Annotated in this window: 21 protein-coding genes; 12 read left to right on the top strand and 9 right to left on the bottom strand. The window is 55.7% G+C overall.

What is annotated here, in order from left to right; translation table 11 throughout:
* The first annotated feature begins 2 nt into the window (after window positions 1-2).
* The 3 genes from KGA69_RS10715 to KGA69_RS10705 are packed head-to-tail and all read left to right on the top strand — an operon-like array spanning window position 3 to window position 2,894.
* Window positions 3-506 (top strand): type 1 fimbrial minor subunit FimG, encoded by a 504-nt coding sequence (locus tag KGA69_RS10715; protein WP_045396563.1) that lies wholly within the window; start codon window positions 3-5, stop codon window positions 504-506.
* Window positions 507-523: 17 nt separating this feature from the next.
* Window positions 524-1,429 carry a fimbrial protein gene (locus KGA69_RS10710; protein ID WP_047050819.1) on the top strand — a complete coding sequence of 302 codons (906 nt, stop codon included), beginning with the start codon at window positions 524-526 and terminating at the stop codon, window positions 1,427-1,429.
* Window positions 1,416-2,894: an EAL domain-containing protein gene (locus tag KGA69_RS10705; RefSeq protein ID WP_213293083.1), complete on the top strand. Its 1,479-nt coding sequence runs from the start codon at window positions 1,416-1,418 to the stop codon at window positions 2,892-2,894. The genes KGA69_RS10710 and KGA69_RS10705 overlap by 14 nt, the downstream gene beginning before the upstream one ends.
* Before the next feature lie 37 nt (window positions 2,895-2,931).
* On the opposite strand, the gene KGA69_RS10700 is transcribed toward KGA69_RS10705, so the two are convergent.
* Together KGA69_RS10700 and yjdI are read right to left on the bottom strand one after the other, a co-directional pair.
* Window positions 2,932-3,204 carry a GNAT family N-acetyltransferase gene (locus tag KGA69_RS10700; protein ID WP_015369862.1) on the bottom strand — a complete coding sequence of 91 codons (273 nt, stop codon included), beginning with the start codon at window positions 3,202-3,204 and terminating at the stop codon, window positions 2,932-2,934.
* Window positions 3,205-3,215: 11 nt separating this feature from the next.
* A complete protein-coding gene (yjdI, locus tag KGA69_RS10695; RefSeq protein WP_015369861.1) occupies window positions 3,216-3,446 on the bottom strand; it encodes a 4Fe-4S mono-cluster protein YjdI in 231 nt (76 codons plus the stop codon).
* Window positions 3,447-3,721: 275 nt separating this feature from the next.
* On the opposite strand from yjdI, the gene KGA69_RS10690 reads away from it, so the two are divergent.
* From KGA69_RS10690 to KGA69_RS10675, 4 genes are read left to right on the top strand one after another with little or no spacing between them, the layout of a single operon-like run.
* On the top strand, window positions 3,722-3,994 hold the full coding sequence (locus KGA69_RS10690; protein ID WP_015369860.1) for a YtcA family lipoprotein: 273 nt from the start codon (window positions 3,722-3,724) through the stop codon (window positions 3,992-3,994).
* A 6-nt stretch (window positions 3,995-4,000) separates the two neighbouring features.
* Entirely contained in the window at window positions 4,001-5,029 is a 1,029-nt protein-coding gene (mdtN, locus tag KGA69_RS10685) for a multidrug transporter subunit MdtN (protein ID WP_045396554.1), read from the top strand.
* Window positions 5,030-5,038: 9 nt separating this feature from the next.
* Complete coding sequence (locus KGA69_RS10680) at window positions 5,039-6,970, top strand: FUSC family protein (RefSeq protein WP_045396552.1); 1,932 nt, start codon at window positions 5,039-5,041, stop codon at window positions 6,968-6,970.
* A 5-nt stretch (window positions 6,971-6,975) separates the two neighbouring features.
* Complete coding sequence (locus tag KGA69_RS10675; protein ID WP_411710449.1) at window positions 6,976-8,439, top strand: MdtP family multidrug efflux transporter outer membrane subunit; 1,464 nt, start codon at window positions 6,976-6,978, stop codon at window positions 8,437-8,439.
* Window positions 8,440-9,003: 564 nt separating this feature from the next.
* Here KGA69_RS10675 and KGA69_RS10670 read toward each other — a convergent pair.
* Entirely contained in the window at window positions 9,004-10,554 is a 1,551-nt protein-coding gene (locus KGA69_RS10670) for a peptide MFS transporter (protein ID WP_045391925.1), read from the bottom strand.
* A gap of 548 nt (window positions 10,555-11,102) precedes the next feature.
* Between KGA69_RS10670 and speFL the strand changes: the two genes are divergently transcribed.
* The 3 genes from speFL to potE all read left to right on the top strand — a co-directional run bounded on the left by speFL (window position 11,103) and on the right by potE (window position 14,982).
* Window positions 11,103-11,207, top strand: coding sequence for a leader peptide SpeFL (gene speFL / locus KGA69_RS10665; RefSeq protein WP_006819052.1), 105 nt, complete (start codon window positions 11,103-11,105; stop codon window positions 11,205-11,207).
* A gap of 263 nt (window positions 11,208-11,470) precedes the next feature.
* Window positions 11,471-13,669 carry an ornithine decarboxylase SpeF gene (gene speF, locus KGA69_RS10660; protein ID WP_015369855.1) on the top strand — a complete coding sequence of 733 codons (2,199 nt, stop codon included), beginning with the start codon at window positions 11,471-11,473 and terminating at the stop codon, window positions 13,667-13,669.
* Window positions 13,666-14,982, top strand: a complete 1,317-nt coding sequence (gene potE, locus KGA69_RS10655) for a putrescine-ornithine antiporter (RefSeq protein ID WP_045391927.1) — start codon at window positions 13,666-13,668, stop codon at window positions 14,980-14,982. Before speF ends, potE begins: the two co-directional genes overlap by 4 nt.
* Before the next feature lie 48 nt (window positions 14,983-15,030).
* Here the strand turns inward: potE and rcnR are convergent, their stop codons facing one another.
* Complete coding sequence (gene rcnR, locus KGA69_RS10650) at window positions 15,031-15,303, bottom strand: Ni(II)/Co(II)-binding transcriptional repressor RcnR (protein ID WP_015369853.1); 273 nt, start codon at window positions 15,301-15,303, stop codon at window positions 15,031-15,033.
* A gap of 118 nt (window positions 15,304-15,421) precedes the next feature.
* Here rcnR and KGA69_RS10645 point away from each other — a divergent pair, with 118 nt between their 5' ends.
* Both KGA69_RS10645 and KGA69_RS10640 read left to right on the top strand, forming a co-directional pair.
* Window positions 15,422-16,528 carry a nickel/cobalt efflux protein RcnA gene (locus KGA69_RS10645; RefSeq protein ID WP_045391929.1) on the top strand — a complete coding sequence of 369 codons (1,107 nt, stop codon included), beginning with the start codon at window positions 15,422-15,424 and terminating at the stop codon, window positions 16,526-16,528.
* A 116-nt stretch (window positions 16,529-16,644) separates the two neighbouring features.
* Window positions 16,645-17,301: an epoxyqueuosine reductase QueH gene (locus KGA69_RS10640; RefSeq protein WP_045391931.1), complete on the top strand. Its 657-nt coding sequence runs from the start codon at window positions 16,645-16,647 to the stop codon at window positions 17,299-17,301.
* Between the two features lie 70 nt (window positions 17,302-17,371).
* Here KGA69_RS10640 and KGA69_RS10635 read toward each other — a convergent pair whose 3' ends face one another.
* From KGA69_RS10635 to KGA69_RS10615, 5 genes are all read right to left on the bottom strand, one after another.
* On the bottom strand, window positions 17,372-17,797 hold the full coding sequence (locus KGA69_RS10635; RefSeq protein WP_045391933.1) for a hypothetical protein: 426 nt from the start codon (window positions 17,795-17,797) through the stop codon (window positions 17,372-17,374).
* Window positions 17,775-18,164 (bottom strand): polymorphic toxin type 44 domain-containing protein, encoded by a 390-nt coding sequence (locus tag KGA69_RS10630; RefSeq protein ID WP_072047968.1) that lies wholly within the window; start codon window positions 18,162-18,164, stop codon window positions 17,775-17,777. The genes KGA69_RS10635 and KGA69_RS10630 overlap by 23 nt, the downstream gene beginning before the upstream one ends.
* Before the next feature lie 603 nt (window positions 18,165-18,767).
* The gene (locus KGA69_RS10625; RefSeq protein ID WP_213293081.1) at window positions 18,768-20,033 is read right to left on the bottom strand and encodes a histidine-type phosphatase; all 1,266 of its coding nucleotides are present in this window, start codon (window positions 20,031-20,033) and stop codon (window positions 18,768-18,770) included.
* A 25-nt stretch (window positions 20,034-20,058) separates the two neighbouring features.
* Window positions 20,059-21,417: an MFS transporter gene (locus tag KGA69_RS10620; RefSeq protein WP_045391939.1), complete on the bottom strand. Its 1,359-nt coding sequence runs from the start codon at window positions 21,415-21,417 to the stop codon at window positions 20,059-20,061.
* Window positions 21,418-21,527: 110 nt separating this feature from the next.
* On the bottom strand, window positions 21,528-22,337 hold the full coding sequence (locus KGA69_RS10615; RefSeq protein WP_045391941.1) for an inositol monophosphatase family protein: 810 nt from the start codon (window positions 22,335-22,337) through the stop codon (window positions 21,528-21,530).
* Between the last annotated feature and the right edge of the window lie 29 nt (window positions 22,338-22,366).

Genomic DNA, 22,366 nt, shown 5'->3' with positions numbered 1-22,366 from the left:
AGATGAAAGCACACTACGCAGGATGGCTTCTGGCAGGCGCGCTGGCGTTAAACATTACCCCGCTACAGGCCGCCGACATCACCATCACGGTGAACGGCAAAGTGGTGGCCAAGCCGTGTACGGTCTCCACCACCAACGCCAATGTTGACCTCGGCGATCTATATACCTTCAGCCTGGTGTCGGCAGGTTCCGCTTCAGCGTGGCACAGCACCGCGCTGGATTTAAGCAATTGTCCGGTCGGTACATCGCGCGTCGTCGCCACCTTTAGCGGCACCGCGGATAGCACCGGTTATTACAAGAATCAGGGTACCGCGGGCAACATCCAGCTCGAACTACAGGACGACAGCGGCACCACGCTCAATAACGGGGCGCAAAAGTCGGTTCAGGTCGACGATAGCTCGCAGTCGGCGCGTTTTCCGCTGCAGGTCCGGGCCCTGTCGGTTAACGGCGGCGCCACCCAGGGAACCATTCAGGCGGTGATTAGCGTCACCTATACCTACGCCTGAGTCAGGAGAGTTTGTTTATGAGAAAAGTTATCGCTCTGTTTACCACCCTGCTGCTGATGGGCTGGTCGATTAACGCCTGGTCCTTCGCCTGCAAAACCGCAGCCGGCGCAACTATTCCTATAGGCGGCGGCTCGGCCAACGTATATGTCAACCTGACGCCAGCAGTGAACGTTGGACAAAACCTGGTGGTTGACCTGTCGACGCAGATTTTTTGTCATAATGACTATCCGCAAAGGATTACCGACTATGTGACGCTACAGCGCGGATCCGCCTACGGCGGCGTGCTGTCGAGCTTTTCCGGTACCGTAAAATATAACGGTACCTCTTATCCGTTCCCGACCACCACGGAAACTTCGCGGGTGATCTACGATTCGACTACCGATAAACCCTGGCCGACCGTACTCTATCTGACTCCGGTCAGCACTGCGGGCGGGGTGGCGATTACCGCCGGATCGCTGATTGCCGTGTTGATCCTGCATCAAACCAACAACTACAACAGCGACTCCTTCCAGTTCGTGTGGAATATTTACGCCAATAACGACGTCGTTGTGCCGACCGGCGGTTGCGATGTCTCCGCCCGCGATGTGACCGTGACGTTACCCGATTATCCGGGCTCAATGGCGGTGCCGGTCACCGTCCACTGCGCGCAGAACCAGAATCTTGGCTATTACCTTTCCGGCACCACCGCCGATAGCGCCAACTCCATTTTCACCAATACCGCTTCCGCTTCGCCGGCGCAGGGTATTGGCGTCCAGATGACGCGCAACGGTAGCGTCGTTCCGGCCAACAGCAATGTTTCATTGGGAACGGTCGGCACTTCACCGGTTAATCTCGGTCTGACCGCTACCTATGCGCGCACCAGCGGTCAGGTGACGGCGGGTAACGTCCAGTCGATTATTGGGGTGACGTTTGTCTACCAGTAAAGCCGATACCCCGCAGGCGACAACGGATTACATCCTGTCGCCCTGCGCCATGGCGGCGGCGGGATTAGCCCGAATGGTCGACGACGGTTGCCGCCATCCGGTGTGGCTACAGCCGCGGGTGCAGAGCATGCTGTCGATATCTGCGCCAGCCGACGTCCGGCAAATTGTGGTTTTTCTGCCCGACGATCCCTGGTGGCTACTGTTCGTCCTGCGCGAAGCCGCCTGGTTACTCACCCAGGCCAAACGACCTTTGCCCATGGTGATCTTAAGCCGCAGTCCGGCGCCGTGGCTGTGGCAAACCTTACTGCACCAGGTTGGCGACCGCCGCCTGCTGGCCGCCGTGCAGGCAATCTCCTCCGATCTACCGTGCCGCCGTCTGGCGGCATTGTTGAAAGGCGGCCTGGTCGGCTACCCCGGCCTGCAACAGCTTTCGGCCATCGAGGCGCTGGCGCGCGGCAAACCGCCGTCGGGCTTAAGCAAAATCGAACTTAACGCCACCCTCGCCCTGCTGTATGGCCACAGCATCACCAGTCAGGCGCAGATCCGCGGCGTCAGTCAGAAAACGCTCTACAACCAAAGAACCTCAGGACTAAACAAGATGGTGGAGTATCATCCGCATCTGGCGAGCCGGTTTCCGGGCAGCCGAAGCAAACGCGTAGCTGGTCAGGGCATGACCGCGCTGACCCCCTTCGAACGTGAGTTTATCCACGCCATTCACAGCCGGCAGATCTTTCCGGTCTTTCAGCCGATTGTTGATGACCGCTTACGCCTGCAGGGCATCGAGATATTATCGCGCTGGCGCAAAGATGGCGTGGTATTGCCGCCGGGCGAGTTTCTCCCGCATATCCGCTCCGAATACGCCTGGCTATTACTGACCGCCTTTGTCCTGCAGGAAGCGGTGCAGAATATCAATCGCTATCAGGGCGAGTTCTATTTTTCGGTCAATATCCCTCCCTGCATTGCCCATCACGATAATCTTGCCCGCATGATGGAAACCGCCTGGCAACAGCTACAGACCCCACTGTGGGCCGACCGACTGGTGCTGGAATTTGCTGAAACCGTTGATTTACAGCAGCAAGGAAAAGCGGTGGCGAATATGAGCAATATTCAGCAGCAGGGCTTTCGCATCTTTCTCGACGACTGCTTCTCGCACAGCAGCGTCATGTTCCCTGTGCGCACGGCGCGTTTTAGCGGCTACAAGCTGGATATGAGTATCGTCAATGATTTTCAGCGCGACCCGCACGCGCTGGTGCTGATTAAAAGCCTGGTCTACTACTGCCAGCTGACGCAGAGCCGCTGCATCGCCGAGGGAGTGGATAGTCTGGAGAAATTTAATCAGCTAAAAGCGCTGGGGGTCGATCGTTTCCAGGGGTATCTGTTCTCACCGCCGGTCACTCGCGAACATCTGGGAGAGATCATTCAGCGATTTTTACCGGATCATGCCACCTGCCGGTTAGCCGGGTAAATCGCGGAGCAGCGCCAGCCACAGCTGGCGCCGTATTTCAGGCGCGAATATCGTCGTACTCGCGGGTGTTATCGAATTCGTGTTTGGCAAACGGGCACAGCGGAATGATTTTGCGCTGTTCCTGGCGCATTTTCTCGACCACTTTCGCGACCAGCTGTTTACCGACGCCCTGGCCTTTCAGGCTGGGATCGACATCGGTATGCTCAATAATGCTCAGATGTTCACCGGTTGGAACAAAGACAATTTCCGCCACCTGGTTTCCCTCGGCGTCATTCACGTAGAACTTGTTGTGACCTTCCAGAATTTCCATCATTTCCTCGCTTATTTGTGGCGATACTTCAATGCGCCGCTGGGACAGGTATCGATCACTTTTACCACCGTCGCCACATCCACCTGATCGGGGATGATCCACGGTTTACGTTTCAGATTGAACAGCTTCGCGCTGCCGCGCACGCAGTTACCCGAGTGCTGACAGATATCGGTATTGAAATAGACATCTATCTTCTCGCCGGTATAGGCCCGGTAGCCCGCTTCCAGTAGTTCCTTATCCATGACATTGCCTCGGTATTTTTATTGTACTTACCTAAGAATAGCTCGCGGCATAGCCGCTGACTATGGAGAAATGAGAAACGCCCTATTTCAATTATTTCGCTAATGATAAAGCGACTTTTTAATACCTACGCGAAATTAAACTATTATCAGAGGATAACCATAACTCGGCTAAGCAAACCATCAGCGCTATAATTTAGGCGGTGTATTGAGGGTTTATTTGATTTGCAACGAATAAACTCAATTGTTCAATGGCATGAACATTCAGGTATCTTCCTTTGAAGCAAATTGTAAAACGGGCGCGCCCGGCATTGTTATTACTTCTTTTGGCGGTCTCCGGTTGCTCTTTATCCCCCGCCATACCGGTATTAGGCGCAGCATTTCCCGGCTGGTTCTTCTGCTTTTTAGGCGGCGCATTACTGCTGATCCCTTGCCATATCCTGATTGCCCGTAAAGGCTGGCAAGCGCGCTTTTCCCCGCTGGTATTAAGTTACCTGGCGTTAATGTTTCTATTTGCCACTATTCTGTGGTTTCTTCTTTTCGCACATTAAATACCTATGACTCAATCCAGCCCAAGCGTTTTACGGAAAAAATGGCCCTTGTTGGCTCTCATCCTCGCCGCCATTGTGGCGCTGATCGTAGTTATCTGGCAGTTACAGACTTCGCCGGAAACCAACGACGCCTACGTCTACGCCGACACCATCGACGTGGTGCCGGAAGTCAGCGGGCGAATCGTTGAGATGCCGATCCGCGATAATCAGCGGGTGCAGAAAGGCGATCTGCTGTTCCGCATCGATCCGCGCCCCTATCAGGCGATGCTGGAGGATGCCAAATCACGGCTGGCGGCGCTTGATGCGCAGATTATGCTGACCCAGCGCACCATTAAAGCCCAGCAGTATAACGCTCAGTCGGTGAGCGCCGCGGTAGAGCGGGCGAAGGCGCTGGTGAAACAGACCACCTCGACCCGTATCCGCCTGGAACCGCTGGTGCCGCAGGGATTCGCCGCGCAGGAGGATCTCGATCAGGCGCGCACAGCGGAAAAAGCCGCCCGCGCCGAACTGGAAGCCACGCTGCTGCAGGCCAAACAGGCTGATGCCGCGGTCACCGGCGTCGATGCGATGGTCGCGCAGCGCGCCGGGATCGTCGCGCAAATCGCCCTGGCGGAACTGCACCTGGAGTTCACCGAAGTCCGTGCGCCGTTCAACGGCGTAGTCATCGCCCTGAAAACCACCGTCGGACAATATGCTTCCGCCTTGAAACCGGTCTTCACGCTGCTGGATAACGACCACTGGTATGTGATTGCGAACTTCCGCGAAACCGATCTGCAAAACGTTCGGCCGGGCGTGCCGGCAACCGTGACGGTGATGACTAACCACAGCCGCCCCTTTGACGGCGTCGTCGATTCCGTTGGTTCAGGCGTACTGCCGGAGGGCGGTAGCGTCATTGGCGGGCTGCCGGTAATTCAGAAGAGCATCAACTGGGTACATGTGTCGCAGCGCTTCCCGGTCAAAATCGCGGTGAAAAATCCCGACCCGGAACTGTTCCGTATGGGCGCCTCCGCCAGCGCCGTGCTGCAGGCGAAATAAGGGTCCGGCATGCATAATTTCTGGTTGTTTCTGCAACGGGAGCTCGCCGACGCGCCGGGGCGGGCCAACTATACCCTGCGCCTGACGCTGAGCTGCGCGGTGCTGATCACCCTGTTTATGACCCTGCAGATCCCGTTTCTCGCCGTGGCGCTGATCGTGGTGTTTTACGTCAGTCAGCCGAACATCCTGATGATTAAGCTGGGCAGCGTCCTGTTTTTTGTCACCATCAGCGTGGCGCTGGGTCTGGTGCTGCTGATCATCAAGTGGACCTATGATTTCCCGCTGATTCGCCTGGTCGCTTCGGTATGCCTGTTCTTTGGCGCGATGTATCTGATGCGCGTGCTGGGCAAACTCGGGCTGGCGTTTTTCGTGGTGGCGCTGGCGGTGATTTATGCCCAGACCTTCCCGTCGATGACCAGCCAAAGTGAAGTTCTGGTGCGCCTGCTGCTGTGGCTTTGGGTGGCGATCAATACCGCAACGCTGGTCACGCTCCTGGTCAACGCCTGCTTTCGCCAGGCCTTTCCCGGCTATCAATTCCGCGCTCAGCTGGTGGTGATGCAGCGGCAGGTCGCCGACGTACTGACGCAGAACGCCGCGCCGCCGACCTTCAAAGAGATCGCCGGGCGTTTTAATCAGTTGCAAGGATTGTTTAAGCAGGCGCGCTTTGCGGCGCCGGAAATTGCCGCCGCTCCGCCGCGCTGGCAGGCGCTGATGGCGGCCACCCTGCGCTGCTATCACCTCGCGGCGCTGCTGCAACCGGGCGATGACCACGCCGCGTCGCGCCAGCAGATCGCCGCCGCGCTACAGGCGCTGGCACCGTCGATGAACGAGGGTACGCCGTTTTCATTCTCCGCGCCGGCCATTGATGATCGCGGCGCCAATACGCTGATTTTACAAGAGATGGCGGATGTGCTGGCGAAGCTGGCGAGCGGTGAAAGCATCGACCTGCCGCAGGGCGAAGCCGAGAAGTCGCCGCTGCTGCTGCCGGATGCCTGGCGCAATCCCGCTTATTTGCATTTCGCCCTGAAAACCCTGCTGGCGACGCTGCTGTGCTACGTCTTCTATACCGCCGCCGACTGGCAGGGCATCCACACCATTATGCTGAGCTGCGTGATTGTCGCCCAGCCGGGGCTGGGAGCGACGATGCAAAAAACCTGGCTGCGTATCGGCGGCGCGCTGCTCGCTACGCTGCTGGCGCTATTGTTGATCGTCTTTGTACAACCGTGGACCGAGTCTATCGTCGGCCTGCTGGCGATGGTTCTGCCGGTAATGGCGCTCTCGGCGTGGATTGCCGCCGGGTCAGAGCGTATTGCCTACGCCGGGATCCAAATCGGCTTTACCTTCTCGCTGGCATTCCTCAGCTGGTTTGGTCCACTGACCAACCTGACCGAACTGCGCGACCGGGTCATCGGTATTTTGCTCGGCGTACTGGTCTCATCGATCGTCCATCTTTACCTGTGGCCGGATAGCGAAGCGCCGCAGCTGAAATCGCGGCTGGCGCAACTTTATCGCCAGATAGCCGACTTCCTGCGCGCGAAAGATGATAAGCCGCAGATGGTGCCGCTGTTCCAGGCGCTGACCACCAGCGAAACGCTGATGCATCGGGTCGCCGCCGAGCCGCTGGGCACTTTTGCGCATCCGTGGCCGCAGGCGAAATCCTGGCCGAGCAAAGCCACCTGGCAGCAGGCGCAGGAGATAGTACGCCTGAGCGAGGGCTACCGGCTGTATGCCGCGCCGGGAGACCCCTTCTTAAGCCGCTGCGCCGAACAGTTACAGACGTATGCCGATGATATTGAACGTCAACAGCCGACGACACCCGTTGCGCCGCTGGTTGTCGATCCGGCTAATCCGTTCGGCGAACCGCTGGCGGCTTTACTGACCACCCTGCCGGACTGGTCAGACAAACCTTCTGAATTTACGCGACAGGCAGAACCGTCATGATAAAAATGGACGCCGCAGCACGTTTTCTGCGCTACTCACCGCTGGCCTTCGCCATCAGCCTGTTAACGGGATGCGCGCTGATTCAGGACGATCCTGGCGAAGTGCCGATCGTTAATCCGCAACAGGCGCAGCTGGCACAGGTGATCCACCTGGCGAATAGCGGCTGGCCGGCGGCCCGCTGGTGGGAGGGGTATCACGATCCCCAGCTCAACATGCTGGTAAACCGCGCGCTGCAAAATTCGCCGACCATGCAGGCGGCGCGGCTGCGCATCTCACAGTCACAATCCACCGTCGAGCTGGCGCAGTCGGCAATGGGCGTGCAGGCGACCGCCGTGGCGGCGCAGAACCGGATGCGTATAACCGATAAATCCTTTAGCTGGCCCTACTCCTATTCTCTGCCGGTGGATAAAAACGGCCCGTGGTACACGCTCAATACCGTGGGCGTCGGCGCGACGCTGAATATCGATTTATGGGGCGCCGACCGGGCCCGCGTCGCGGCAGCTATTGGCGAAAAGAACGCTCGCCAGGCGGAAACCGCCGGTATCGAACTGGACCTTGCCAGCAGCGTGGCGCAGCTGTACTTCGCCATGCAGGCCACCTTCCAGAAGATAGTTCTGCTGCAGCAGCTAGAAGAAATTGCCCGGTTGTCGGTGCAGGCGCATGAACACCGCACCCAGCGCGGCGTGGAGGATAGCGTCGATATCGCCAATGCGCAGGCGGAACTGCTGGGCGCGCAGCAGCAGGTGATTACCGCCCGCGGCACGCTAACCCAGTACCGCGAAACGTTGCGGGCGCTGATTGGCGCCGACGCGCAGAGTATGCCGGAGATCCACCCGGTCGCCCTGCCGGCGTTGCAGGAAACGCTGCCGGATTCACTCTCCTTCGAATTGCTGGCGCGTCGCCCGGATCTGCAGGCCCTGCGCGGTTATGTAACCGCCTCAATGAGCCAGGTAGATGCGGCGAAAGCGGCCTTTTATCCGCATTTTGATCTTAAAGCCTTCTGGGGATATAACGCGCTGAGCGTCGGCGATCTGTTTAAGTCGTCCTTCCAGCAGATTAACCTGCTGCCGGGGCTGTATCTGCCGATATTCGATGGCGGACGCCTGAACGCCAATCTGAAGTCGGTACGTACGGCGAGCAATATCCTGATTAAGCAGTACAACCAGGCGGTGCTGGATGCGGTGCGGGATGTGGCGATAAGCTCCAGTCAGCTTAACGATCTCAACCAGCAGGTGGCGCTGCAGGAGCTGAAGGTGACGGCGGCGATGGCCACCACCCGCAGCGCCAGCGCCCATCACCAGCGCGGCCTGTTAAGCCGCTATGCCGCACAAGAAGCGCGGCGACCGGCCATCGCCCAGCAGCTGTTATTGCTGGATATCCAGGCCCAGCGTCTTAGCACCGATATCACGTTGATTAAAGCCCTCGGCGGCGATTACCGCGGCCCGGCGGTGGATTCCGTAGAACCGTAGCCCTGCTAAGCGCAGCGCAAGCAGGGAAATCCCCGGATAGCGGCTTACGCCTTATCCGGGCTACCGTTCTGATGAAGGCCAGCGGCGGAGGGTTGCGCAGAACCGTAGCCCTGCTAAGCACAGCGCAAGCAGGGAAATCCCCGGATGCGGCTTACGCCTTATCCGGGCTACCGTTCTGATGAAGGCCCCCAGGTGTGGGTTGCGCAGAATCGTAGCCCTGCTAAGCGCAGCGCAAGCAGGGAAATCCCCGGATAGCGGCTTACGCCTTATCCGGGCTACCTTTCTGATGAAGGCCAGCGGCGGTGGGTTTCGCAGAACCGTAGCCCTGCTAAGCGCAGCGCGAGCAGGGAAATCCCCGGATAGCGGCTTACGCCTTATCCGGGCTACCGTTCTGATGAAGGCCCCCGGCGGTGGGTTTCGCAGAACCGTAGCCCTGCTAAGCGCAGCGCAAGCAGGGAAATCCCCGGATGCGGCTTACGCCTTATCCGGGCTACCGTTTCCATACTTTGCTTACAATAAAAAAGCCGGCGCTCAGCGCCGGCTTTTCATTGACCGCTTGCGCAATCAGGCATTGGTCGCCGGTTTTTGCTCTGCGGATTTGCTGTTCTCCAGCATACGGCGCACCGGCACAATCAGCACGCACAATACCGCGGCGCAGATCAGCAGCGCCGTCGAGCAGCGGGCAAACAGATCCGGCAGCATATCCAGTTGGTCGGCCTTCACGTGGCCGCCAATCAGGCCCGCCGCCAGGTTACCCAGCGCGCTGGCACAGAACCACAGCCCCATCATCTGGCCGCGCATTCTTTCCGGCGCCAGCAGAGTCATGGTCGCCAGGCCGATTGGGCTCAGACACAGTTCGCCCAGCGTCAGCATCAGAATGCTGCCCACCAGCCACAGCGGCGATACGCCGGCGCCGCCGTTGCTCAGCACGTTCTGCGCCGCCAGCATCATCAGGCCGAAGCCCGCCGCCGCGCACAGAATCCCGATAACAAACTTGGTAATGCTGCTCGGACGCACGTTTTTACGCGCCATTGCCGGCCACGCCCAGCTAAATACCGGCGCCAGCAGGATGATAAACAGGGCGTTAATCGACTGGAACCACACCGCCGGGATTTCGAAATCGCCGATCATGCGGTTAGTGTAGTCGTTAGCAAACAGGTTAAACGAAGTCGGTTTCTGCTCGAAGGCTGACCAGAAGAAGGCGGCGGAAACCAGCAGAATAAAGCAGACCAGCAGACGCGCGCGCTCTTTACGGTTGAGACCCGCAAAAACAAACAGGTAGATGAAATAGAGCACCACCGACGCGGCAATCACGTACACCAGCATGCTAGCGACCGCCACCGGGTTAATGACTATCACCCCTTGAGCAATCAGCGTAATCACCACCGCCACGCCGACCGCCAGCGCCAGCAGCCAGGCGCCAACGCCGTTTTTCTTCGCGACAGGACTATTCCAGGTAGAGTCGAGACCCACTTCGCTGTCGTAGCGTTTCATCGCCGGGACCGCGAAAAGGCGGAAAATCACCAGCGCCACCAGCATACCGATACCACCGATGCCGAAGCCCCAGTGCCAGCCGTGGGATTTAATCAGCCAGCCGGAAATCAGCGGCGCGATAAACGATCCCATATTGATACCCATATAGAACAGCGAGAAACCGCCATCGCGACGGCTATCGCCTTTCTTATACAGCGTACCGACCATCACCGAGATACAGGTTTTAAACAGGCCGGAACCGAGCACGATAAACATCAGCCCAATAAAGAACAGGTTGTTGCCCATAAACGCTGACAGCGCAATCGACAGATGGCCCAGCGCGATCAGAATCGAGCCGTACCACACCGCTTTCTGCTGGCCGAGCCAGTTGTCCGCCAACCAGCCGCCCGGCAGCGCCGCCAGATACATGGCGCCCGCGAAGATGCCGACGATGGCCGACGCGTTCTCACGGGCTAAGCCCATACCGCCGTCATAGACGGTGGCCGCCATGAACAGGATCAGTAACGGACGAATGCCATAAAACGAGAATCGCTCCCACATTTCGGTGAAGAACAATGAACCCAGAGGGTAAGGGTGACCAAAGAAGGTCCGGCTTTCATTTTTGTTAACAGAGGAATGCATAACTTCTCCCAATAAGGCGATCTTAGCGCTTAGTCATGCCGAAAAGCGTATTGACCATTTTTTCTACCTGCCTATAGTTCACACAGGCGTTAATTTTATTTAACCATTTGATAACCAGATGGTGGTTTTGTCTAGCCCCTGGGCGATATCTTTTAGATGAAAACTCGACCAGGCTCTCTTTTCCCAGATTTTATGTTGGCAACAAAGGGATAATGATTGACAGCATTTTTTCGTACTACAGGAACCTCTTAATCCTTAATAAACATAATGTTAAGAGGGTAGAAGTCAGAAAGTCCCGAGTATACGACATAATTCCGTCATATGGCTGAAATAACGCAATGATTAACCGGTCATTATTCTTTTTAACCACATTGCAACACAATATATTTACACAAAGGCAACAAACCAGTGAATAATGTTGGATAAGATCAAAATACCAGCCATTGATATCATAATGAGAGGCTATTAGTGATCGGCGTCACAGATTAAGTCTAAGCCGGATATAGAATATGCCATACCTTCAGTCAATCATTTGAAAGGTGTATATCATGGAAAACAATAACAGGATGATGCCACACATAAGGCGGACAACGCATATTATGATGTTTGCTCACCGTAACAGCTTCGATTTTCATTTCTTTAATGCCCGGTAGTCTTCCGACTACGGGCGCTTCAGCATACAGGTCTTCCTGCATCTTTTGTTGTTAATACAGGCACTCGCCTGTAGCTAACCGCGCTCGCCCTAATAAATCCTGCTATTTACCAGCCACCGGACTGGTAGGGTTTATTGCATCTCAAAAGGTACTCTACTGATATTTATTATATCAGCGGCAGACTATTACCTTTTGTCCGGCGTAATCAATTTCTCATTTGAGAAATTGAGGGCCTGCTATTATCTGAAAATAAAGAGATAACAATGACTGATTTAAAAATTGCCGTTAGCCGTACATGTCCAAACTGTTTTTCTACCCAGCGTAATATTGTCAATACTAGCGAAACCAACTTTATTGATGTGGCCGCGGTAGTATTAACTCTGGAAGATATCGAATGCGGTAAACTCGATGAGTTAAAGGCCACTGGCTATAACATCCCGGTATTTATCGCTATTAATAAAGAAGAGGTTGTCCCGGCCGAGTATATGGCTTCGGTGCAGGGGGTATTTGAACACGACGAAACCCGCAACGACTTCTACGGCCGCCAGCTGGAAGCCGCTGCGCATAAATATGAAACCGAGCTGCGTCCGCCATTTTTTAGCGCGCTGGTCGATTACGTCAAACAGGGCAACAGCGCTTTTGACTGCCCGGGGCATCAGGGCGGCGAATTCTTCCGTCGTCACCCGGCCGGTAATCAGTTCGTCGAGTATTTCGGCGAGACGCTGTTCCGCTCCGACCTGTGCAACGCCGACGTCGCCATGGGCGACCTGCTGATCCACGAAGGGGCGCCATGCATTGCCCAGCAGCATGCGGCAAAAGTCTTTAATGCCGATAAGACCTATTTCGTGCTCAACGGCACCTCCTCTTCTAATAAAGTGGTGCTCAACGCGCTGCTGACCCCGGGCGACCTGGTACTGTTCGACCGTAACAACCATAAATCCAACCACCACGGCGCGCTGCTGCAGGCCGGGGCGACACCGGTCTATCTGGAAACCGCGCGTAACCCGTACGGTTTTATCGGCGGTATCGACGCCCACTGTTTCGAAGAACGCTATCTGCGCGAGCTGGTTGGGGAAGTGGCGCCGAATCGGAAACAGGATGCCCGTCCGTTCCGCCTGGCGGTGATCCAGTTAGGTACCTACGACGGCACCATTTATAACGCTCGTCAGGTAGTCGATAAAATTGGTCATCTGTGCGATTACATCCTGTTTGACTCCGCGTGGGTCGGCTATGAACAGTTCATTCCGATGATGGCTGATTGTTCGCCGCTGCTGCTGGAGCTGAATGAAAACGATCCGGGCATTCTGGTGACCCAGTCGGTGCACAAACAGCAGGCCGGTTTCTCCCAGACCTCGCAAATCCATAAAAAAGACAGCCATATCAAAGGTCAACAGCGCTATGTTCCGCACAAGCGTCTGAATAACGCCTTTATGATGCACGCCTCCACCAGCCCGTTCTATCCGCTGTTTGCCGCGCTGGATATCAACGCCAAAATGCATGAAGGCGAGAGCGGCCGCAACATGTGGATGGACTGCGTCATGAACGGTATCAAGGCGCGTAAGCTGATCCTTGAAAGCTGCAAGCACATCCGTCCGTTCGTACCCAAAATGGTCGATGGCAAACCGTGGCAGTCATATGAAACCGCGCAAATCGCCGTTGACCTGCGCTTCTTCGAGTTTGGTCCAGGCGAACGCTGGCATGCCTTTGACGGTTATGCCGAGCATCAGTACTTCGTCGATCCGTGCAAACTCCTGCTGACCACGCCGGGTATCAATACCGCCAGCGGCGAATATGACGCCTTCGGCGTACCGGCCACCATTCTCGCCAACTTCCTGCGTGAAAACGGCGTGGTACCGGAAAAATGCGACCTTAACTCCATTCTGTTCCTGCTGACCCCGGCGGAAGATATGGCCAAACTGCAGCAGCTGGTCGCCCTGCTGGCGCGCTTCGATAAGCTGCTCGACGCCGATGCGCCGCTACAGGAGGTTCTGCCGTCTATCTACAGCCAGCACAAAGAGCGTTATGCCGGTTATACCCTGCGCCAGCTGTGCCAGGAAATGCATGACCTGTATGCCCGCCACAACGTCAAACAGCTGCAAAAAGAGATGTTCCGTAAAGATCACTTCCCGCGCGTGGTGATGAACCCGCAAGAGGCTAACTACGCCTATCTGCGCGGCCAGGTCGATCTGGTGCCGTTGCCGCAAGCCGAAGGCCGCGTGGCCGCGGAAGGCGCCCTGCCTTACCCGCCGGGAGTGCTGTGCGTAGTCCCGGGCGAAGTCTGGGGCGGCGCGGTGCTGCAGTACTTCACCGCTCTGGAAGAAGGGATCAACCTGCTGCCGGGCTTCGCGCCGGAACTGCAGGGGGTTTATATCCAGGAGCACGATGGCCGTAAACAGGTCTGGTGCTATGTCATCGCGGAAAGCGAGAAACAAAGCGCGCTGCTGAAAGGGGAAACTGTATGAGCAAATCCAGTAACAAGATGGGAGTGGTACAGCTCACCATCTTAACCATGGTCAACATGATGGGCTCCGGTATCATCATGCTGCCCACCAAGCTGGCGGAGGTGGGGACTATCTCCATCATCTCCTGGCTGGTGACGGCGGTAGGATCGATGGCGCTGGCGTGGGCCTTCGCCAAATGCGGGATGTTTAGCCGTAAATCAGGCGGGATGGGCGGTTACGCCGAGTACGCGTTCGGCAAGTCTGGCAACTTTATGGCCAACTATACCTATGGCGTCTCGCTGCTGATCGCCAACGTCGCCATCGCTATCTCCGCGGTGGGTTACGGCACCGAGCTGTTCGGCGCCACCCTGTCGCCGGTGCAGATTGGCCTGGCGACTATCGGGGTGCTGTGGATCTGTACCGTAGCCAACTTCGGCGGCGCACGCATTACCGGCCAGATCAGTAGCATCACCGTATGGGGGGTCATCATTCCGGTTGTCGGCCTGTGCGTTATCGGCTGGTTCTGGTTTAGCCCGACGATGTACGTCGAGTCCTGGAACCCGCACCACGTACCGTTCTTCGGCGCCGTTGGTTCGTCAATCGCCATGACGCTGTGGGCCTTCCTCGGTCTGGAATCCGCTTGCGCCAACACCGATGTGGTCGAAAACCCGGAACGTAACGTGCCGATCGCCGTACTCGGCGGTACCCTCGGCGCGGCGGTTATCTATATCGTTTCGACCAACGTCATCGCCGGGATCGTGCCGAACATGGATCTGGCTAACTCCACGGCGCCGTTTGGCCTGGCGTTTGCCCAGATGTTCACGCCTGGCGTAGGGAAAGTGATTATGGGGCTGATGGTGATGTCCTGCTGCGGTTCGCTGCTCGGCTGGCAGTTCACCATCGCGCAGGTCTTTAAATCATCGTCTGACGAAGGCTACTTCCCGAAAATCTTCTCCCGCGTCTCGGCTTCCGGCGCGCCGATTCAGGGGATGTTAACCATCGTTATCCTGCAAACCGGCTTGTCGCTGATGACCATTAGCCCGTCGTTGAGCAATCAGTTCAACGTGCTGGTTAACCTGGCGGTGGTGACTAACATCATCCCTTACATTCTGTCGATGGCCGCGCTGGCGATTATCCAGAAAATGGCCAAGGTCGATCCCGGCAAAGCGCGTTCCACCAACGTGATAGCCTTTATCGGCGCGGTGTACAGCTTCTATGCCCTGTACTCCTCCGGCGAAGAGGCGATGCTCTACGGCGCGATCGTGACCTTTATGGGATGGACGCTGTACGGCCTGGTATCACCGCGTTTTGAGATGAAAAACAAACACAGCTAATGCTGAAGCCGGCGGCGCGTCTGTCGCCGCCGGTACTCTTCGTGGCCGCTATTTGATATAGGAATCCAGCACCTTCAGCACCACGTCCAAATCTTCTTCACGTTTCACTTCATCGCCTTCATGAACGATATGTTCCGTCAGATGGCCCTTGATCACTTCACGCATTAGCCCGTTTACCGCTCCGCGAATAGCGGCAATTTGCTGCAGCACGGCGGCGCATTCGTGCGGCTCATCCAGCATCTTTTTCAGCGCGCTCACCTGCCCTTCAATCTTGCTGGCTCTGGCCTGCAGCTTCTTTTTATCCCGAATCGTATGCGACACGTTAACCTCACTAGCGAACTCAATGCCTCAATTATAGGTTTGTAATCTACTGGGGGGTAGTATCTTATACTGGGGGGGAGTAGAATCCCGTTCACCAACGACAACCTACTCTCTTCTTATGAACGAATTCTTACCGTTACTTCAGCAGGGCAATGCCTGGTTTTTCATTCCCAGCGCCATTCTGTTAGGCGCGCTACACGGCCTGGAGCCAGGCCATTCAAAGACCATGATGGCGGCATTCATCATCGCCATTAAAGGCACGGTACGTCAGGCGGTAATGCTGGGCCTCGCCGCGACCCTTTCGCATACCGCCATCGTCTGGCTGATCGCCTTTGGCGGCATGTATTTTAGCCAGAAATTCACCGCCGAAGCGGCTGAACCCTGGCTGCAGCTGGTTTCAGCGTTCATCATTCTCGGTACCGCAATATGGATGTTCTGGCGCACCTGGCGCGGTGAACGTAACTGGCTGCAGGCCATGCAGGATCGGGATACGCATCATCATGATGATGAAACGCAGATCGTCGACACCGGCCACGGTAAAATCGCGCTTTCTATCTTCGAAGAAGAACAACCGCCGCGCTGGCGCATACGCACGCTAAGTGGCAACCGATGGGCGGCTGGCGATGTCTCACTGGCGACACGGCGCAGCGGGAGCAGCTTCGCGCAGATGTTCTCCTTTGTTGATAGAGGGGATTATTTAGAATCCGCGCAGACCATCCCGGAACCGCATGACTTTAACGTCCGCCTGACGCTCGGCCACCAGCGCCATACCCACGATTATGATCTAGCGTTTCATGAACATCATCATCATGAACTGGACGGCCTTGAGGAAGGAAGTCAGGCCTATCAGGACGCCCACGAGCGGGCCCATGCGAACGATATTCAACGTCGTTTCGACGGACGGGAGGTCACTAACTGGCAGATCTTACTGTTCGGCCTGACCGGCGGATTGATCCCCTGCCCGGCGGCGATCACCGTACTGCTTATCTGCATCCAGCTCAAAGCCCTGACCTTAGGTGCGACGCTGGTCCTCTCTTTCAGCATCGGCCTGGCGCTGACGCTGGTCACCGTCGGCGTTGGCGCGGCGGTAAGCGTTCGCCAGGTGGCTAAACGCTGGAGTGGTTTTAACACGCTCGCCCGCCGGGCCCCCTACTTTTCCAGCGTTCTAATCGGCGCGGTGGGGATCTATATGGCGATCCACGGCTATCTCGGCGTGAGAGGTTAATTTGAGATGAATTCAGCGCCGCGTGAGGTTGCGCGGCCTGACATTTCTGGGGAAGGATAGCAGCCATTCAACGTGCTACAGTTGCCGCTGGATGTATTTACTTCAGGAATGACTTGATGTCCGAGTTCCAGCGCCCACAGCTGACGTTGCCCAACGGAGCCGATAAACTGCTGCTCCACTCCTGCTGCGCCCCCTGCTCCGGGGAAGTGATGGAGGCGATTCAGGCTTCCGGTATCGACTACACCATTTTCTTCTATAACCCCAACATTCACCCGCAGAAAGAGTATGAAATCCGCAAGGAAGAGAATATTCGTTTTGCGCACAAACACGGTGTGCCGTTTATCGATGCCGATTATGACACCGATAACTGGTTCGCGCGGGCCAGGGGGATGGAATGGGAACCCGAGCGCGGCGTGCGCTGCACGATGTGCTTTGATATGCGCTTCGAACGCACCGCGCTTTATGCCTACGAGCACGGCTTTAGCGTTATCAGCAGTTCGCTGGGAATTTCACGCTGGAAGAACATGCAGCAAATCAACGACTGCGGCGAGCGCGCCGCCGGACATTATCCAGACATGGTCTACTGGGATTACAACTGGCGCAAACAGGGCGGATCCTCGCGGATGATCGATATCAGCAAGCGCGAGCGCTTTTACCAGCAGGAGTACTGCGGCTGCGTCTACTCGCTGCGCGACAGTAATCTGCACCGAAAATCCCAGGGCCGTCCGCTAATTAAGATCGGCAAGCTCTATTATGGCGATGAAGGTGAGTAGCTGAAGGAAAGGGAATGATGTGGATAAATAACGGGCCAGGAGGGCTCCTTTTAATGAGATCGTTGCCTTCCTAATTTCGGGCCTGAAAACTCACCTGCGGCCTGAATGTTTTTCCCTTATATTCATAAACAATCGAATTACTGAATGAAAAAACGCGTCCGCTATAGCTGATATTTATTACCTCTCCCTCTACGCTGACGTTTGCGCCACTACCCGCAGCAATAAGGAACGGAATCCGTTTTGCCAGATCGGTCGCAGCATTACCTTCAATCTTACCGGTAAGGTAGTAGCGATAAGTATCTGCTACTGTTGCCCCACCACCGCTAAAACCGGTGACATAAAGCCAGGTATGGCTATCCAATTGTTGTGATGTAATAACTTTATCCTCAGAACGCTGTTCGCTTCCGGGAGTTGATGTCATGAAACCGATAACCATCATCAGGAGTATGGTCGTGAGCAGACCATGTAACCATTTAATAGCCGTTCTCAATCGCATATTTAATGCCCTCTCTTATCCAGTATTGATCAGTAGGATCATCACCATAAGGTGCATCTTTATACCATATTCCCCATTCAGGTCTGGAAGTTCCTGCGCGCTTTTGTGCCCATCCTGCACCAACCAAGAGTATTCCGGAAAGGATACCAGCTGCATACCCTGCTGCACCAAAGTTAAAATTGCCAAATTCTGCCCAATATGGGTCAAACTGTTTATAATCCCAAGGCCCTTTATTTCTAACTTTTTGATAGAACCAGTAATAAGTTTTAGGAAGTGCCATTCCTCTTGACTGCCCATAATTCCGTGCATCCTTCATATTATTTCTCACCACTCCAATTCCTGGCCCAGCCACAGGTATTGATGCCATGCAAGGGGTTCCTTATTTCAATTCACTAAAGAGATACGCACTTCATGTTCTCAATGAAGAAGATATCAAGCGCAGCCGTTATAAATTAATGATATTATTTAATAGACACTATAACAAAGGATAAATAAACCCTCAGCATCAATGCTTACATTAGTAATATAAATCAAACCACTACACTGTTCATTTACTGAATCAACTAACATCTGTACTGTGAGTGTTTATAGTAGTGTTATTTTATCCTTATCACCAAAGGATTGATTTTTAATAATGGTAACCAACATATAGATGATGAACAATCCCTGCCCTCTAAATATTTTCCTAAAAAACCAAAAAGCGACTTAATAAACACGTTACATAAAGACTTAAAATATTCAGAATTACCTAAATTTAAATTTTATCAGGTGAGGTGAGTGGCTGCCTGACTAATGTTTATTGGCGGAAAACACGACGTAGCAAGTAGAATGCGACTGTTTTATGGACTATTTACAATCAATAGGATTAAAATATCATTCGAGTTTATTGTAATTACTCGAATCACTAACGCTTTTAAGCAATACGCCATACTCCTTCTATTTCCGCTAAGGATTATGGCGTTTGCGCTGATTAAAGAACCATATTCACCGGCGGTACCGCGCTTTTATCGATCTGTTTACCTAGGGCCTCCAGCGCGGATTGATATGGGCATAACGTGCCCACGCTGGTTTGCTGGCAATCAGGCTGACGCCACTCCTGTTGCAGCATCGGGTGCTGACGATCCGGCATCTGCAGGCGTCGCAGGTCGTCCAGGCTTTGCGCCTGGAAATAGACGCGCAGATAACGTTCGCCGTTTTTGCTGTTGCGCCAGCGCTCTATCACCAGACTGCTACCCGGCGGAATATTGCCCCGGCTGTAACCGGGCAGCTGCCAGCTAAAATTCATCAGCGTGCGCACCATCGCGATATTGGTGTCATGAGCCACCAGCAGCAGCCAGCGTACGTTCGGCGTGGCGTCCGCTTTTATGCCGTCCAGCATCGCGTTGAGCAGCACCGAGCCGCGCTTTTGCGCGGTGTACAGCACATCATTACTGAGATCGTAGTTTTCCGTTAACAGCGGCAGAATGGCTGTGATCTGGCTGGCGCGGGTAATCTTCCCCCATGCCAACTGGCTTAAGGGCAGGTTTTCACTCCAGCCCAGACGCAGCGTTTCAACCATATTGGCCATCACGCTCAGCCCGCTAATGGTGGTTTTACCGCTTTGGTTTTGCTCCACCTGCCAGGGCTTATCAAAAATGGGGCACGGTTTATCCTGTTGGCAAACCGCGGCTTTTAATAACTGGATCGTCGGCGCCAGCGCCTGCCGACGCTTCGCCAGATCGCCGGCTTTCGCCTTCACTTCCGCCAGCTGGCGGGCGGGATCGGTTTGCGTAGCCGTAAATTTATCGGTCTGGAACAGTGGGTCGGCATCACCGCTGACATAATGAATCGCCACACCGCAGCCGGGGAATGCCCCATCTACCAGCGCCTGTGCGGTTGCCCGGGTACGCTGTAGCGGGCTGGCGCGAACATAAATATCCTCCGCGCTCGGACACTGCCCCTGCAGCAGGCCAAGCTGGCGATAATACTGCCCTTCCGCGCGCCCTTTATTGGCGACCGCCGCATAGCCATGTCCGGTCAGCTCCCCATCGTGGGTGGTCCATTCGGTCCATGGACTCTGGGTCGCGGCTTCAATAGCTTCACGATTGCCGGGCGTTGGCGGACGAATGCCGTGGCGGCTTAACTCCACCACTTTTTCCAGTTGCCAGTTCGCCGCGACGGCGGATTGCATCACCAGCAGCGGCAGCGCACAGGCGATAAACAGGCGTAAAAAGCCCTGATGTCTTGCAGGCATCATAAAATCTTCCTTATCGATTAATAGGTTATGAGGAGAATGAAGTCTGCCGTTCGACGGCATGGCGTCGGGCGACGATGGCGGCGGTGGTAAAACAGAGTAACGCGGAACCCAATCCGGTGCCTATCCAGAACAACGCCAGCGTGCTGAAATCATAAATCGTTTTCCCGTTTTCGAGGATCGCGGTTTTATCGATAATCATCCCGGTCAGAAATTCACCCAACCCCGCTCCGGCATAGCTGGCGATGCCAATGGTTCCCAGCGCCGCCCCCGCCGCTTTGCGTGAAGAGATATCGACGGCGATCAACCCTCCGAGGAAACAGGTTAACGCGCCGATGGTCGCGCCGAAGACGATCATCGCCAGGATGTCGGTGTAGTAATTATGCGGCGACCAGAGCATTAAGGCGAAACCCGCGGTGTTGAGCAGGCTGATAAATCCGGCCATGACGCTGCGATTGCGCGGGAAAAAGCGGTCAGAGAGCATGCCGGCGATGATGGTCCCGGCGATACCGGCGATCGCGTTAACGCCGATGATGCCTGAAGCCTCAAGGGTGGAATAGGCTTTATCCTGCTCCAGAAAGAAGATCCCCCACGAGTTCACCGCATAACGGTCGATATACATAAATGCCGATGCCAGCGCCAGCGTCCACAGCGCCGGGTTACGCAACGCCAGCAGTTGGTTTTTGAACACCGATCCCCGCGCTTCAGTCTCTTCCTGCGGTTCATCACGAATCACGTTAATGGAGGGAAAGCCGCTGCTCTGTGGCGAATCGCGCATAAACAGCAGCAACAGCACCACGCCAGCGGCGCCGAGCGCAGCCGTGGAGAGGTAGCCCATTTGCCAGCCAAACCCCGCGATCACCGCGGCGATCACCATGTAGGTCATGGCCTCGCCGATGTTATGCGCCGTCGACCAGATGGCGTAAAACGTTCCCCGCTCTTTAAAGCCGTACCAGCGCGCCAGCGAAACCGCACAAGGGCCAACGCCCATCGACTGCGCCCAGCCGTTGATCCCCCAAAAGATAGCCAGCAGCATGGCGTTGGTGGTCATGCCCATCAGCAGGTTCATCCCGGCGCTGAGCAATAGCCCAAGGCTCATGTAGCGCACCACGTTGGCATGATCGGCGATAAAACCGTTGACCAGTTTGCCGATGGCGTAGCTAAAGAATAGCGTCGAGCCAATCATCCCCAACTCCGTTGGGGTAATGCCTAATTCCACCAGCGCGCTTTTCGCCACGGTGAACGATAAGCGGCAGACGTAGAACGTCACGTAGGCCAGGGTCATGGCAATAAACGTTTGCCAACGTACCCGGCGAAAACGTTTTTCATCAAACGCGGCGCCCGCTTGCGGCGGCGACGCCCGGAAAAAATGAATAATTCCAGACATATAGTTTCTCCGACGGTCGGAGGCTTGACTGATTGATGTGTTTCGTCCGTGAGGGTCGTTATCGTTACTGTGTAGGGTACATAATCAGAAACAGCCCGAACCTGTAAGGGTTAATGTAATGGTTGAAGGATCATCTTTTGTAGTTGGGGATACAGCGTTTGGCTGGCCAGCAGCAGAGGGTTGCCGTGACGAATCCCCTCTTGCGCCAGAAAGTCGTTGGCGACTCCCCCGGCTTCGCGCATCAAAACCAGACCGGGTAAGGCATCCCACGGATTCATGTGCGGTTCATAGTAGCCAATCAGTCGCCCGGCGGCCGCCCATGCGCTCATCAACGCGCCGGAGCCATTGCGGATGAACATGCCGCCATCGCTGAGCAGCGCGTCAAGAAAAGGCAGGAATTCCGCCGGCGTCACCCGATGCGACGTTCCGACGCCCATCACCCCTTCTTTGACCGTTGCTGCGGAATGTGGGCGGATTGGCGTCTCATTGAGCCAGGCGCCATGACCCCGTAGCGCGTGGAACAGTTCACGATGGTTGGGATCGTAGACGACGCCAACCACCGGCTCGCCGTCAACGACGATCGCCAGCGACAAGCACCAGGTATGCAGCCCATTTAAAAAACAGCTGGTGCCATCAATGGGATCAACCACCCACAGAACCCTGGCGTCCGGCATCTGCGTACCGCTCTCTTCGCCGAGAAAACCATCCTCCGCAAACGCGTCAGTAATGCGCTGTTTAACAAAGGCTTCTACGCGTTTATCGGCCACGCTCACCACGTCCTGTAGATCATTGCCCTTATGCTCTACTGCCAGCGCCTCGCGCTGCTGATAGTATTCGAAAGCCAGCTCGGCACCCGCTTTCGCCAGCTCGCAGGCCAGGCGATAGCGGGCCTGTAGCGCAGAGGAATCCAGTGATGTCATTATTTACTCCTTTTGCACACGTGTGCAAT

The organism is Klebsiella sp. A52 (genome assembly GCF_018388785.1).
Taxonomy (GTDB): Bacteria; Pseudomonadota; Gammaproteobacteria; order Enterobacterales; family Enterobacteriaceae; genus Klebsiella; species Klebsiella aerogenes.
Note: the sequence above shows the minus strand (reverse complement) of the source record. Positions and strands in the feature narration are given on the sequence as shown.